At 52.1% G+C, this 14,267-nt stretch carries 11 protein-coding genes; 5 read left to right on the forward strand and 6 right to left on the reverse strand.

All coding sequences use genetic code 11. From position 1 onward, the window contains the following. Positions 1–242: 242 nt before the first annotated feature. The gene (gene parE / locus ACTHSP_RS11825) at positions 243–2,228 is read right to left on the reverse strand and encodes a DNA topoisomerase IV subunit B (RefSeq protein ID WP_288971502.1); all 1,986 of its coding nucleotides are present in this window, start codon (positions 2,226–2,228) and stop codon (positions 243–245) included. A gap of 68 nt (positions 2,229–2,296) precedes the next feature. Beyond that, complete coding sequence (locus tag ACTHSP_RS11830; protein ID WP_288971500.1) at positions 2,297–2,833, reverse strand: RNA pyrophosphohydrolase; 537 nt, start codon at positions 2,831–2,833, stop codon at positions 2,297–2,299. 328 nt (positions 2,834–3,161) lie between these two features. Between ACTHSP_RS11830 and ACTHSP_RS11835 the strand changes: the two genes are divergently transcribed. The 3 genes from ACTHSP_RS11835 (at position 3,162) to ACTHSP_RS11845 (ending at position 6,058) form a co-directional block, all read left to right on the forward strand. Continuing rightward, on the forward strand, positions 3,162–4,307 hold the full coding sequence (locus tag ACTHSP_RS11835) for a polyamine ABC transporter substrate-binding protein (RefSeq protein ID WP_049336233.1): 1,146 nt from the start codon (positions 3,162–3,164) through the stop codon (positions 4,305–4,307). A gap of 107 nt (positions 4,308–4,414) precedes the next feature. Further along, entirely contained in the window at positions 4,415–4,687 is a 273-nt protein-coding gene (locus ACTHSP_RS11840) for an ACT domain-containing protein (RefSeq protein WP_003680574.1), read from the forward strand. 15 nt (positions 4,688–4,702) lie between these two features. After that, positions 4,703–6,058: a PFL family protein gene (locus tag ACTHSP_RS11845; RefSeq protein ID WP_440346146.1), complete on the forward strand. Its 1,356-nt coding sequence runs from the start codon at positions 4,703–4,705 to the stop codon at positions 6,056–6,058. Between the two features lie 68 nt (positions 6,059–6,126). Here ACTHSP_RS11845 and ACTHSP_RS11850 read toward each other — a convergent pair whose 3' ends face one another. Then, positions 6,127–7,656, reverse strand: a complete 1,530-nt coding sequence (locus tag ACTHSP_RS11850) for a helicase HerA-like domain-containing protein (RefSeq protein ID WP_440346147.1) — start codon at positions 7,654–7,656, stop codon at positions 6,127–6,129. 241 nt (positions 7,657–7,897) lie between these two features. Between ACTHSP_RS11850 and ACTHSP_RS11855 the strand changes: the two genes are divergently transcribed. Together ACTHSP_RS11855 and murI are read left to right on the forward strand one after the other, a co-directional pair. Next, a complete protein-coding gene (locus ACTHSP_RS11855; protein ID WP_440346148.1) occupies positions 7,898–9,127 on the forward strand; it encodes a multidrug effflux MFS transporter in 1,230 nt (409 codons plus the stop codon). A gap of 61 nt (positions 9,128–9,188) precedes the next feature. Beyond that, complete coding sequence (gene murI, locus ACTHSP_RS11860) at positions 9,189–9,998, forward strand: glutamate racemase (protein ID WP_049331752.1); 810 nt, start codon at positions 9,189–9,191, stop codon at positions 9,996–9,998. A gap of 70 nt (positions 9,999–10,068) precedes the next feature. Here murI and pgmB read toward each other — a convergent pair whose 3' ends face one another. The 3 genes from pgmB to ACTHSP_RS11875 all read right to left on the reverse strand — a co-directional run. Continuing rightward, positions 10,069–10,734: a beta-phosphoglucomutase gene (gene pgmB, locus ACTHSP_RS11865; protein WP_314513511.1), complete on the reverse strand. Its 666-nt coding sequence runs from the start codon at positions 10,732–10,734 to the stop codon at positions 10,069–10,071. 12 nt (positions 10,735–10,746) lie between these two features. Then, the gene (locus ACTHSP_RS11870) at positions 10,747–13,005 is read right to left on the reverse strand and encodes a glycoside hydrolase family 65 protein (RefSeq protein WP_440346149.1); all 2,259 of its coding nucleotides are present in this window, start codon (positions 13,003–13,005) and stop codon (positions 10,747–10,749) included. Between the two features lie 74 nt (positions 13,006–13,079). After that, positions 13,080–14,267 (reverse strand): MFS transporter (locus ACTHSP_RS11875; RefSeq protein WP_440346150.1); only part of this gene is annotated, 1,188 nt, incomplete at its 5' end.

A 14,267-nucleotide genomic window follows, 5' to 3' on the forward strand; every position in this document is an offset into this window, starting at 1 on the left:
TACCGGCCTGTCACGCCGGGGGTCGCGGGTTCGAGCCCCGTCCGCCGCGCCATTATTTAAAAAGCACTGATTATATCAGTGCTTTTTTATTTGTCTTAAACATACAATTTAGCTGCAAAAATAGAAACAGGTAAGTAACAGGATATTGAAATACTGTTTAACCTTAAATTCTGATGATTTTAAAAAAGGCCGTCTGAAACTTTTAAAGTTTCAGACGGCCTTTAGTCTATTGAAACAATAGACTAAATATCCAATTCTGCCGTATCGCCCTCTTTTTCCATCCATGCGCGGCGAGCGGCGGCTTCGCCTTTGCCCATTAGTTTGACGAAGATGTCGCGTGTTTCATCATCCGCGCCTTCGGGGATTTGTACCTGCAACAGGCGGCGGGTGTCGGGGTGCATGGTGGTGTCTTTGAGCTGGTCGGGGTTCATCTCGCCCAAGCCTTTGAAACGGCTGATGGAATAGGCGGTTTCTTTAACGCCTTCTTTTTGCAGCCGCTCCAAAATGCTGTCGAGTTCGTTTTGGTCGAGGGCGTAGAATTTGCGGGCGGGTTTGCTTTTGCCTTGTGCGTTGACATCGACGCGGAACAGCGGCGGCTGGGCGACGTAGATGTGTCCATCGGCGACCAGTTTTGGGAAGTGGCGGTAGAACAGTGTCAGCAGCAAAACTTGAATATGCGAGCCGTCCACGTCGGCATCGGACAGGATGGCGATTTTGCCGTAGCGCAGGCCGCTTAAGTCGGGATTGTCATTGATTCCATGTGGATCAACGCCGATGGCGACGGAAATATCATGGATTTCGGCGTTACCGAAGAGTTGGTCGGGGTGGACTTCAAAGCTGTTGAGCACTTTGCCGCGCAGGGGCAGGATGGCCTGTGTGGCTTTGTCGCGGGCAAGTTTGGCAGAGCCGCCGGCAGAATCGCCTTCGACGAGGAAGAGTTCGTTTTCGCGGATGTCTTCGCTTTCGCAGTCGGTCAGCTTACCGGGCAGGACGGCGACGCCGCTACCTTTTTTCTTTTCAATCTTTTTAACCGAACGCATCCGTGCTTGTGCCTGACGGATAGCGAGTTCGGCGATTTTTTTGCCGTAGTCCACGTTTTGGTTCAGCCACAATTCCAAAGGATCGCCCGATACGGTGGCAACGAGTTTCAGTGCGTCGCGGTTGGTCAGCTTGTCTTTGGTTTGACCTTGGAACTGAGGGTCGAGGACACGGGCGGAGAGGACGAAGGCGGTTTTGCTGAATACGTCGTCGCTTTGCACTTTCACGCCTCGCGGCAAGAGATTGTGCAGATTGATAAAGTTGTTGACAGCATTGAACACGGCTTGTTTCAAGCCTGCTTCGTGCGTGCCGCCCAAAGGGGTGGGGATGAGGTTGACGTAGCTTTCGTTGGCGCATGAGCCTTCTTCCAGCCAAGTCAGGGCAAATGCTGCGCCTTCGCCAATGCTGAAATCGCCGTTGTGGCCGTCTGAAATGTAGTTTTCACAGGAGAAGATAGGCACGGCTTCCTGAGCGTCGGCAATGAGGTCGGTCAGATAGCTTTTCAGGCCGTCCGGGTAGTGCCAGGTTTGGGTGTGCGCTTCGTCTTCGCCTTTGACCGGACGGGTCAGGGAAACGCGTACGCCCGGCAGTAAAACTGCTTTGGCGCGCAACAGGCGTTCGAGTTCGGGAATGCTGTAATTCGGGCTTTCAAAATATTTGCCGTCCGGCCACACGCGCACTTCGGTACCGCTGTCTTTGACGGCGCATTTGCCCACTTCAGTCAATGGCTCAATGACGTCGCCACCGGAAAAGACGATGCGATGGACTTTGCCTTCGCGTTTGACCGTTACTTCAAGGCGGGTGGAAAGGGCGTTAGTAACAGATACGCCGACACCGTGCAGACCGCCTGAAAAGGCATAGGCACTGCCGCCGTCTTTTTTGTTGAACTTGCCGCCTGCGTGCAGACGGGTGAATACGAGTTCGACTACGGGTACGCCTTCTTCAGGGTGCAGGCCGACGGGAATGCCGCGGCCGTTATCACGCACGGAAAGCGAACCGTCTTCATGAATTTGCACGTCGATTGCAGTTGCAAAACCACCTAACGCCTCATCCGCTGCGTTATCAATCACTTCCTGACAGATATGGGTCGGGCTGTCGGTACGGGTGTACATGCCGGGACGTTCTTTGACCGGCTCCAAGCCTTTGAGGACGGTAATGCTGGATTCGCTGTATTGATTGTTTTTAGCCATAGGAATAATGTAAAGGCCGTCTGAAAAGATGAAAAACAACGCTTTCAGACGGCCTGAAAGCGTTTGGGTTATAAGTTTTCTATTGGATTGCGACGGATAAATTCTTCATAGCTTTCTATGCCGCGCAAGAAACGGGAAAGTTCGGTCAATGCGCCCAAATACACGCCGCGCTTGAAGTCGATGACTTCGTCAACCGGCGCCCAGTATTGATGCCAACGCCAGCCGTCGAATTCAGGATGATGGCAGGCGCGGAGGTTGACGTCGCTGTCGCGGCCGACCAAACGCAAAAGATACCAAATCTGTTTTTGTCCGCGATACGAACCGCGCCATTCGCGGCGCACCCAGTGGCTGGGTACGTCATAACGCAGCCAGTCGCGCGTGCGGCCGATAATTTTGACATGTTGCGGCAGCAGGCCGACTTCTTCGTACAACTCGCGGTACATGGCGGTTTCAGGGCTTTCACCCGGCTTGATGCCGCCTTGCGGAAACTGCCAAGAATGTTCGCGTACGCGTTTGCCCCAAAAGACTTCGTTACGTTCGTTAATCAGGATAATACCGACATTGGGGCGATAGCCTTCTCTGTCTAACACGGTGTCGCCCTTCATTAAATTCAATCGTGCAATTTTCCCACAAATTGGGCGGTTTTGACAAATCTTGAGGCCGTCTGAATAAGCCCACAGTTTTTTCCAGACGGCATGAAACCGTTTCTGAAAAAATGTTGTTTATGAATAAAACCATAGCTTCAGGCCATCTGAAAAATGAAATTTTTTTCTGCTTTAAGGTCTTGCATTCAAAAGCTTTTTGCCGTTTAATGCAAACCTTGCTGAATCAAGGGCAAAGGACACATGCCGGCCGCCCCCACAGTTTCCCTTTTGTAAGTGGCATCTGCCACCGCTGCAATATTTTTACCCCCCGAACAAAAGGTCTGAAACCATGAAAAAATCTTTGATGGCGGCGGCAATCTTGAGCCTCGTCTTGACTGCGTGTAGCGGCGGAAAAGAAACCGCCGCAGAATCTTCCGCATCTCAAACTCAAACTTCTTCCTCTCAAACGGATAAACTCAATATCTACAACTGGTCGGATTATGTCGATCCTGCCACGCTGTCTGCGTTTGAAAAAAATACGCATATCAACGTCCGCTACGATTACTACGACAGCAACGAAGCGCTGGAAGCCAAGCTGCTGACCGGCAAGTCGGGTTATGACTTGGTTGCGCCGTCTATTGCCAATGTCGGCCGCCAGATTAAAGCCGGCGCGTATCAAAAAATCGACAAATCGCAAATTCCCGATTACGCCAATATCGATCCTGATTTGTTGAAAATGATGGAAACCGTCGATCCGGGCAACGAATATGCCGTCCCTTATTTCTGGGGCATCAATACGCTGGCGATTAACAAACAGCAGGTTCAAAAGGCTTTGGGTACGGACAAGTTGCCTGAAAACGAATGGGATTTAGTGTTTAACCCTGAATACACCCAAAAACTGAAATCCTGCGGCATCAGCTATTTTGACAGCGCCATCGAACAAATTCCTTTGGCTTTGCATTATTTGGGCAAAGACCCAAACAGCGAAAACCCTGACGACATCAAAGCAGCTGTCGATATGATGAAAAAAGTGCGTCCCGACATTAAACGCTTTACCTCGTCCGGCTATATCGACGATATGGCGGCCGGTAATCTTTGCGTATCGGTAGGCTACGGCGGCGACCTCAATATTGCCAAAACCCGTGCCAAAGAAGCCGGAAACGGTGTCGAAGTCGAAGTATTGGCGCCGAAAAGCGGCGTCGGTATCTGGGTGGATTCGCTGATGATTCCGCGTGATGCGCAAAATGTGGCCAATGCCCACAAATACATCAATCACACGCTCAATCCGGAAACAGCGGCCAAAAACGGCAACTATGTGACTTATGCTCCGGCCAGCCGTCCGGCGCGTGATTTGATGGATGAAAAATATACCTCTGACGAATCGATTTTCCCAAGTAAAGAATTGATGGAAAAAAGCTTCATTGTCTCCCCTAAGTCAACCGATGCGAGCAAACTCAGCGTTCGCCTGTGGCAGGCTTTGAAAGCAGGGCGATAATCAAAATTGAAATTTGAATACTCAGGCCGTCTGAAACAGTTTTTCAGACGGCCTGAGTGTTATAATTGTCAACACTTTTCAAATATCCTATGAGGAGAAACAGCGTTATGAACAATTCAGTCATCACCGTCATCGGCAAAGACCGTGTGGGCATTGTGTACGACGTTTCCAAAATTTTAGCGGAAAACCAAATCAATATTCTCAACATCAGCCAACAGTTGATGGACGATTTTTTTACCATGATTATTTTAGTGGACACTTCAAAATGCACCAAATCGCGTCAAGAGGTTTTGGATTTGTTTGCGGAAGAGAGTAAAAAACTCGCGCTTGATATCCGTATGCAAAACGAAGAAATTTTCCAAGCCATGCACCGTATTTAAGTCGGAGGGAGAGTCATGAGTATTCAATCCGGCGAGATTTTAGAAACCGTCAAAATGGTGGCCGACCAGAATTTTGATGTCCGTACCATTACCATCGGCATTGATTTGCACGATTGCATCAGCAGCGATATCAATGTTTTGAACCAAAATATTTACAACAAAATCACCACCGTCGGCAAAGACTTGGTGGCAACGGCAAAATATCTGTCTGCCAAATACGGCGTACCGATTGTGAATCAGCGCATTTCCGTTACGCCAATTGCCCAAATCGCCGCGGCCACCCATGCCAACTCCTATGTCAGCGTGGCGCAAACTTTGGATAAGGCAGCCAAAGCTATCGGCGTGTCGTTTATTGGCGGCTTTTCTGCGCTGGTGCAAAAAGGTATGTCGCCTTCGGACGAAGTGCTGATCCGTTCCATTCCCGAAGCCATGAAAACCACCGATATCGTGTGCAGCTCCATCAATATCGGCAGTACGCGTGCCGGTATCAATATGGATGCGGTCAAGCTGGCAGGCGAAACCATCAAACGCACGGCTGAAATCACGCCCGAAGGTTTCGGCTGCGCGAAAATCGTCGTGTTCTGTAATGCAGTGGAAGACAATCCGTTTATGGCGGGCGCGTTTCACGGTTCGGGCGAAGCGGATGCCGTTATCAATGTCGGCGTTTCCGGCCCGGGTGTCGTAAAAGCTGCGTTGGAAAATTCAGATGCAACGACATTGACCGAAGTTGCGGAAGTAGTGAAGAAAACCGCTTTCAAAATTACCCGTGTGGGCGAACTTATCGGCCGCGAAGCCTCAAAAATGTTGAATATCCCGTTTGGTATTCTCGACTTGTCGTTGGCACCAACCCCTGCCGTCGGCGACTCGGTGGCACGCATTCTTGAAGAAATGGGTTTGAGCGTCTGCGGTACGCACGGCACAACAGCGGCTTTGGCATTGCTGAACGATGCCGTGAAAAAAGGCGGCATGATGGCTTCCAGCGCGGTCGGCGGTTTGAGCGGCGCATTTATCCCTGTTTCGGAAGACGAGGGCATGATTGCGGCTGCTGAAGCCGGTGTGCTGACACTGGACAAACTCGAAGCCATGACCGCTGTCTGCTCCGTTGGTTTGGACATGATTGCCGTCCCCGGAGACACGCCTGCTCATACCATTTCCGGTATCATCGCCGATGAAGCCGCCATCGGCATGATCAACAGCAAAACTACTGCTGTGCGCATTATTCCGGTAACCGGAAAAACCGTCGGCGACAGCGTCGAGTTCGGTGGCCTGTTGGGCTACGCGCCTGTAATGCCGGTTAAAGAAGGCTCATGCGAAGTATTCGTCAACCGAGGCGGCAGAATCCCGGCTCCTGTTCAGTCAATGAAAAACTGATTGGATTGGTGAATAAAACAGGCCGTCTGAAATTGATTTTCAGACGGCCTTTTATTTTCGCAGGCTGATTATTTAAACATATTTTTAATAATGCCCATTACGCTGCGGGAGATGGCGTTGGTTACTTGGCGGTTGATTTGGCTGCCGATGGCGTCGGCAACGTTGTAGCCCAAACCTTGGCCGGATTTTTTACGTCCGCCGCTTAAGCCGCCGATCAGTCCGCCGAGGATGCCGGGATCGGCATTGGCAGCTTCTTTTTCTGCGGCTTTTTGTGCTTTTTCCTGCTCTTTGGCGGCATTTACGGCTTCTTTTTCCGCAGCTGCTTGGCTGTCTGCTTCGGCCAATGCTTCAAAGGCGGAATAGTTGTCCACCATGTCTTTGTAGGTCGGATACAAATCGTCGTTTTGGAACAAACGGTTGCGCTCTTCTGCGGCAAGCGGGGTTAAGGAAGATTGCGGCGGCAGGATAAGGGCGAGTTCTACCGGCTCGGGCATACCTTTTTCATCAAGGAAGGAAACGAGGGCTTCGCCGACGCCGAGTTCGGCAATCGCTTCGGCAACTTTGATGTTGGGGTTGCTGCGGAAGGTTTCGGCAGCGGCTTTGACTGCTTTTTGGTCGCGTGGTGTAAAGGCACGCAGGGCGTGTTGTACGCGGTTGCCCAGTTGGCCGAGAATGGTATCGGGCAAGTCGAGCGGATTTTGGGTGACGAAATATACGCCCACGCCTTTGGAACGAATCAGGCGCACGACTTGTTCGATTTGTTCGACCAACGCATTGGCGGCATTGTCGAACATTAAATGCGCTTCATCGAAGAACATCACGAATTTCGGTTTGTCCAAATCGCCGACTTCGGGCAGAGTTTCAAACAATTCTGCCAGCATCCACAGCAAAAACGCGCTGTACATACGCGGAGAGCGCATCAGTTTTTCGGAATTAAGAATGTTGATGATGCCTTTGCCGTTGTCGGTTTGCATCCAGTCTTGCAGGTTGAGGGAAGGTTCGCCGAAGAATTTTTCTGCGCCTTCGTTTTCTAAAGTCAGCAGTTGGCGTTGAATCGCGCCGATACTGGCGGCAGAAACGTTGCCGTATTGCGTGCGGTATTCCGAAGCGTGGTCGGAAACGTGTTTCAACATGCTGCGCAGATCTTTCAAGTCCAAAATGTGCCAGCCTCTGTCGTCGGCAACTTTGAACACAAGGTTCAGCAAGCCTTCTTGCGTGTCGTTCAGATTCATCAGGCGGGCCAAAAGCATAGGGCCCATTTCTGAAACGGTTACGCGTACGGGAATACCGGTTTCGCCGTAAACATCCCAAAATCGCACGGGGAAATTTTGCAGCCATTGCTCGCCCAAACCAAACTCAGCAATGCGTTCGCCCACTTTTCCGCTGTTGGTACCGGCTTGTGCGATGCCCGATAAATCGCCTTTGACATCGACTAAGAATACAGGGATGCCTTCGCTGCTGAAGGCTTCCGCCATGCGGCGCAGGGTAACGGTTTTACCCGTACCGGTCGCCCCGGCGATCAAGCCGTGGCGGTTGGCCATTTTGCCTTGGATTTCGAGCGTTTTTCCGTCGGCACGCGCAATTTGAAATGTAGTCATGATTATTCCTTAGAATCCGTGATGTGAAACAATTTGTTGTCTTAAAAAACAAGCATTTTAACGTTTGCAGCGAGGGGATTCAACCAAGCAAAGTTTCAGACGGCCTTAAGTTTTGCAAAGGTTTTTTTGCAGTGATTGGACAAGGTTGAAATCTGCTATAATTCCATCCAATCCGCAACCGTCTGACAAGGCGGTTGTTTTCTTTGTTTTTTGAATATTTTTTACGAAAGCGAAAGTCGGAATGACTGCACAACAAGCCCCTTTGGGCGAAAAAACCATGGCCGTGCTGATGGCGATGTTGGTCGCGCTGATGCCGTTTTCTGTCGATGCTTATCTGCCTGCGATTCCCGAAATGGCGAAGTCGCTGGGTTCGGACATCCACCGTATCGAGCAAAGCCTGAGCTTTTTTATGTTTGGCGTGGCGTTTGGTCAGGTGGTCGGCGGTTCGATTTCGGATATTAAAGGCCGCAAACCTGTCGCCTTGGTGGGCTTGAGCATTTACTTTGCCGCCGTCATCGGTTTGACGATGGTGAATAATGTTGAGCAGCTGCTGAACTTGCGTGCTTTGCAGGCGTTTGGCGCGGGGATGACCGTGGTGATTTCCGGCGCGATGGTGCGCGATTATTATTCCGGACGCAAAGCCGCGCAGATGTTTGCCTTAATCGGCATCATTCTGATGATTGTGCCGCTGATGGCACCAATGATTGGTGCAGGCTTGCAGAATTTGGGCGGCTGGCGCATGATTTTCGGTTTTCTGGCCTGCTATTCGCTGCTGCTTTGGGGTTTGATGTGGTATTTCCTGCCCAAGCCGCACCAAAAAGGCAAAATCAGCATGGACGTGTTCGGCGTGGTGGCAGGCAGGTTTAAACGCGTTTTGAGGACGCGCGCCGCGATGGGCTATCTGTTTTTCCAAGCTTTCAGTTTCGGTTCGATGTTTGCCTTTTTGACCGAATCGTCGTTCGTGTACCAACATCTGTATCATGTTTCACCAAACCAATACGCTTGGATATTTGCGCTCAATATCATTACCATGATGTCGTTTAACCGCGTTACCGCATGGCGTTTGAAAACCGGTACGCATCCGCAAAACATTCTCAAATGGGGCATTATCGTCCAATTTGCCGCCAATATGCTGATGGTGGTTTTGGTGTTGTCGCTGTCTTTGCCGCCTTTGTGGGCTTTGGTACCCTGTGTGATGTTTTCAGTCGGTACGCAAGGCTTGGTCGGTGCGAACACTCAAGCCTGCTTTATGAGTTATTTCAGCGCAGAGGGTGGCAGCGCAAATGCCGTTTTAGGCGTGTTCCAATCCCTTATCGGCGCATCGGTCGGCATGGCAACGACTTGGCTGCATAATGGTTCCGCCTTGGTAATGGCCGGTATGATGTTGAGCTCGACTGTATGCGGTATCTTACTGTTGTGGATTTGCTCGCATCAGGCTTGGGTGGAAAACGATAAAAAAGAATATGTTTAACCTTCAGGCCGTCTGAAAAACGGTTTCAGACGGCCTCAACACTATATTGAAGAAATTAACCATGAGTACCAGCAAACAACGCCCCATCGGCGTATTTGATTCCGGCGTCGGCGGCTTGACCAACGTCCGCGCCCTGATGGAACGCCTGCCGATGGAAAACATCATCTATTTCGGCGATACCGCACGCGTTCCCTACGGCACCAAATCCCGCGCCACCATCGAAACCTTCGCCATGCAGATTGTCGATTTCCTGCTGGAAAACGATGTCAAAGCACTCGTCATCGCATGCAACACCATCGCCGCCGTTGCCGGACAAAAAATCCGCCAAAAAGCAGGCAATATGCCCGTATTGGACGTCATCTCCGCCGGTGCGGAAGCCGCTTTGCAAACCACCAAAAACAACCGAATCGGCATTATCGCGACCAACACCACCGTCAACAGTAATGCCTACGCGCGCGCCATCCATTCAAAAAATAACGACACGCTGGTGCGCACACAAGCCGCGCCCCTGCTTGTGCCATTGGTGGAAGAGGGCTGGCTCGATCACGAAGTCACCCGCCTGACCGTGCGCGAATACCTGAAGCCGCTCTTGGCCGACGACATCGACACGCTGGTGTTGGGTTGTACCCACTTCCCACTGCTCAAACCGCTTATCGGCCGTGAAGCACAAAACGTCACTTTGGTCGACTCTGCCATCACCACCGCCGAAGCCACCGCCAAAGCCTTAGCGCAAGCAGGTTTGCTGAATACAGAAAACGACAACCCGGATTACCGCTTCTACGTCAGCGACATCCCACTGCGTTTCCGCACCATCGGCGAACGCTTCTTAGGCAGAAGTATGGAGCAGATTGAGATGGTAACGTTGGGTTGATTAGAAATATTAAAGGCCGTCTGAAAACCTGATTCAGGTTTTCAGACGGCCTTTTTACTTTCTGAGTATTTTATCTGCCCGACTGTGCCCACACGTTTTGCAGGTAGGCGTAGGTCAGCTCGGCGGTGTCGGACACCAGCGCGATGTCGCTGCCCAAGTCTTCGGTTTTGCCCACGCCGATGGGCAAGGCGCCGGCGGCTTTGATGGCGGCGACACCTGCGGCGGCGTCTTCAATGCCGATGCATTGGCGGATGTCTGCGCCCACGCCCTCGGCTGCGGCGAGGAAGATGTCGGGGGCGGGTTTGGAATGCGCGACGGCGGCAGGGTCGGCGACGGCGTCGAAGAAGTAGGTCAGTCCCATGCGTTCCAGCAGAAACGGACCATTTTTACTGGCGGACGCAAGGGCGATTTTTTTGCCGTTTGCCCTCAATGCTTCCAGCAGGGGCAAAATGCCGGGATACACGTCTTCGGGTTTGACTGCCTGAATCATCTCGACGTAGTTGTCGTTTTTACGGCGGGTCAGTTCGGCGAACTCGGCTTCGCTGACGGTTTTGCCGCCGTACGCGAGGATGCGTTTGAGCGAATCGTCGCGCGACACGCCTTTGAGCTGCTCGTTAAACTTGCGGTCGATGCTGATGCCCAGTTCTTCGGCGAGCTTTTTCCATGCGCGGTAGTGGTATTCGGCGGTGTCGGTGATGACGCCGTCGAGGTCAAAGAGCACTGCGGTGAAAGTCATTTTGCACCCTCCTTATTTTTCCAACGCGGCAGTGTGGCTGCCGTTGAGCGTGATGTCTTTGCCGTACACCTGCAAATCGAGCGGCTCACCTTTGAGCAGGGTGAAGACGACGTTTTCTTTGCTGACGGCGACTTTAATCAGACGGCCTCGGTAGTTGATGTGGAAGGCGTAGCCTGTCCATGCTCTCGGCAGGAACGGGGCGAAGCTGAGTTTGCCGCCCCCAGTTTTCATTTGGGCGAAACCTTGGACGATGGCGAGCCACGAGCCGGTCATAGAAGTAATGTGTAGGCCGTCTTCGGTGTCGTTGTTGTAGTTGTCCAAGTCCAGGCGGGCGGTGCGCTGGTACATTTCCACGGCTTTTTCCTCTTTGCCCAGTTCGGCGGCAAGGATGGCGTGGATACAAGGCGACAACGAGCTTTCGTGTACGGTCATCGGTTCGTAGAAGTCGAAGTTGCGGCGTTTTTCGTCGATATTGAAACGGTCGCCGAAGAAGTAGATGCCTTGCAAGACGTCCGCCTGTTTGATGAAGGGCGAACGCAGGATTTTGTCCCACGACCATTTCTGGTTGAGCGGCAAATCGTCTGGCGAAAGCGCGGACACGGGGCGGATGTCTTTGTCGAGGAAGCCGTCGTGCTGCACGAATACGCCGAGTTCTTCGTCATGCGGACGGTACATATTGGCGCTGATGTCCGCCCATTTTTCCAATTCGGCAGCACTCACGTTCAAATCCGGACGCGGGTATTTCGCCAGGGCTTCGCGGGTGTAGTCCAATACCCATGCGGAGAGGGTGTTGGTGTACCAGTTGTTGTTGATGTTGTTTTCGTATTCGTTCGGGCCAGTTACGCCGTGAATCATGTATTTGCCGTTGCGTTTGGAGAAGTGGACGCGGTCCGCCCAGAAGCGGGACACTTCGACCAAGACTTCCAAGCCTTCTTTGGCAAGATAGCTTTCGTCGCCGGTGTAGTTGGTGTAGTTGTAGATGGCGTAAGGAATCGCGCCGTTGCGGTGGATTTCCTCGAAGGTGATTTCCCATTCGTTGTGGCACTCGATGCCCGTGAACGTCACCATCGGATAGAGTGCACCCGCCAAGCCCTGTTCGCGCGCGTTGTGTTGCGCCTGCGGCAGTTGGTTGCGGCGGTATTGCAGCAGGTTGCGGGTAACTTCAGGTTCCGCCAGTGCGAGGTAAAGCGGCACGGCATAGGCTTCGGTGTCCCAATAGGTTGCGCCGCCGTATTTTTCGCCGGTAAAGCCTTTCGGGCCGATGTTCAGGCGCGCGTCTTCGCCGTAGTAGGTGGAGAACAGTTGGAACAGGTTGAAGCGGATGCCTTGCTGCGCTTCGTCGCTGCCTTCGATGACCACGTCGGCGATTTCCCAACGGTGCAGCCAGCCTGCTTTGTGCGCCTCCAGCAAGGTTTCAAATGCAACGCCTGCGACTTTTTCCGACAAGGCGCGGCCTGCGGCTTTCACTGCTTCCAAGCCTTGATAATCGCGGCTGGTGGTAACAATCACGCGTTTTTCAAAGGTTTCGGGTGTGCTGCCGACTTCAGCCTCGAAAGAATTAGAGACCTGCCAGTCGGTTTGGCTACCGCCGAGGGCTTTGAAACTGCCGGCGAAGGTTTGCTCGGCGTTGACGATGAATTGTTCCACGCCGAAGGGATTGGCGACGGTTTGGGTGGCAATGTAGGAGCGGTCGTCTGAAACGCCTTTGTCCAATACCTGCCAGAATTTTTCTTCGTAGTTGGAGTCTTCGTTTTTCACATCGGCGTCGATGATGGAATCGATGCGGACTTGGTGGGTTTTGCCGTCAACGGATACGGCTTCCCAGCGGATAACCGCCAGCTCTTTTTGCGCGACGGACAGGAATTTGCACACATCGAAATGCACGCCGAATACGGTGAACGAGCGACGTAACACACCGTGCTGCATGTCGAGTTCGACGGAGAAGCCGGCAACGTCGTTTTTCGCCAAGTCCACCTCTTGTCCATCGACAAAGATTTTGACTTTGCTGAAATTAAGTGCGTTGATGGCCTTGCCGAAATATTTAGGATAGCCGTTTTTCCACCAGCCGACGCGGGTTTTGTCGGGGAACCACACGCCGGCGATGTAGGTGCCCAAGTGGCTGTCGGCGGAGTAGGTTTCTTCAAAGTTGCCGCGCATGCCCATATAGCCGTTGCCCAAACTGGTCAGGCTCTCTTGCAGCCGTTTGTGTTCTTTTTCCAGTTTTACCGAACGCAGCGTCCAAGGGCTGATTTCCATGATTCTCGTGTACATTTATGAAGCTCCTGTTATTAAAATTGTCAGATCGGCAAAGGTTTCAGACGGCCTTTGCCGATGGTATTGATGGATTATTCGCCGTGGGTCTCTTTAATCAGACATACTGAGAAGGCTCCCAGCAGCAAGACCGCGCCTGCAACCAAGAACATGGTTGCCTGATGGCTGCCCAGCATAGGGAAGAGGATAAAGCTCAGCAGGGAGGCGACGATTTGAGGCATACAGATAGAGCCGTTAAACAGACCCAAATAAGTACCCATGTGTTTGCCGGAGAGGGCATTGGTTACAATCGTCAAAGGATAGGTAATGATACCGGCCCACGCAATACCGATTAAGGTATAAGACAACACCAGTGCGTATTGATTGCTGATGAAGAAAACGGAGAAGAAACCGAGTGCACCCAAAGCCAAGCAACCGAAATAACCGACTTTATGGTATTTATTCGGTACTTTTGCCAGAATAAACGAGCAGATAACGGCAGCAATAGATTGTACCGCCGCCAAAACGCCGTACCAGTTGCCTGCTTCTTGGTAGCCTACGGAAGAGGCATCGGTTGTCTGCCAAACGTTTTCTGCAATCGCACCTGCCGAGTAAGTCCACATATATTGGAAGGCGAACCAGCAGAAGAATTGCACTAAAGTAACCGTCCAAAACGCTTTAGGCGCAGTTTTCAAAAGTTCGAACCAGTTGGCTTTTTCCTGATTCGCGGCGACATCGATGCCGTGATAGCGGGCGTAGGTTTCCGGATCGTATTCTTTGACTTTGAAGATGGTGAACGCACTGGTAATAATCAGCAACGCTGCGCCCACATAGAATGCTACGACCACGGTCTGTGGCACGACGCCTTTTTCGGCCGTGTTCGCCAAACCGATATACGCGAACACAAACGGCAGGATCGCTGCTACAACCGCGCCCGTATTTGCTAAGAAACTTTGAATGCCGTAGGCGTAGCTTTTCTGCTCCTCGTTGACCATGTCGCCGACCATCATTTTAAACGGCTGCATCGCCATATTGGAGGACACGTCCAACAGCGCAATCATCAGCGCGCCAAACGACAAAGCCGCCAAGGAAGCGTAACCAAAACCGAAGCTGCCCGAGTTCGGCATAAGAATCATGACGATGACCGCAATCAGCGTGCCGTAAAGCAGATAGGGCAGACGACGGCCGCCCAAGCGCGGCATCCAGGTGCGGTCTGAGTAGTAGCCCACAATCGGCTGAACCAACATACCGGCCAATGGGGGCAGAATGAAAAACCAGCCCAA

Source organism: Neisseria sp. P0001.S005 (genome assembly GCF_051963715.1).

Bases quoted from the DNA above. Each gene is read 5' to 3' on its own strand.
- parE (WP_288971502.1), bottom strand. From the start codon at position 2,228: ATGGCTAAAAACAATCAATACAGCGAATCCAGCATTACCGTCCTCAAA.
- ACTHSP_RS11830 (WP_288971500.1), bottom strand. From the start codon at position 2,833: ATGAAGGGCGACACCGTGTTAGACAGAGAAGGCTATCGCCCCAATGTC.
- ACTHSP_RS11835 (WP_049336233.1), top strand. From the start codon at position 3,162: ATGAAAAAATCTTTGATGGCGGCGGCAATCTTGAGCCTCGTCTTGACT.
- ACTHSP_RS11840 (WP_003680574.1), top strand. From the start codon at position 4,415: ATGAACAATTCAGTCATCACCGTCATCGGCAAAGACCGTGTGGGCATT.
- ACTHSP_RS11845 (WP_440346146.1), top strand. From the start codon at position 4,703: ATGAGTATTCAATCCGGCGAGATTTTAGAAACCGTCAAAATGGTGGCC.
- ACTHSP_RS11850 (WP_440346147.1), bottom strand. From the start codon at position 7,656: ATGACTACATTTCAAATTGCGCGTGCCGACGGAAAAACGCTCGAAATC.
- ACTHSP_RS11855 (WP_440346148.1), top strand. From the start codon at position 7,898: ATGACTGCACAACAAGCCCCTTTGGGCGAAAAAACCATGGCCGTGCTG.
- murI (WP_049331752.1), top strand. From the start codon at position 9,189: ATGAGTACCAGCAAACAACGCCCCATCGGCGTATTTGATTCCGGCGTC.
- pgmB (WP_314513511.1), bottom strand. From the start codon at position 10,734: ATGACTTTCACCGCAGTGCTCTTTGACCTCGACGGCGTCATCACCGAC.
- ACTHSP_RS11870 (WP_440346149.1), bottom strand. From the start codon at position 13,005: ATGTACACGAGAATCATGGAAATCAGCCCTTGGACGCTGCGTTCGGTA.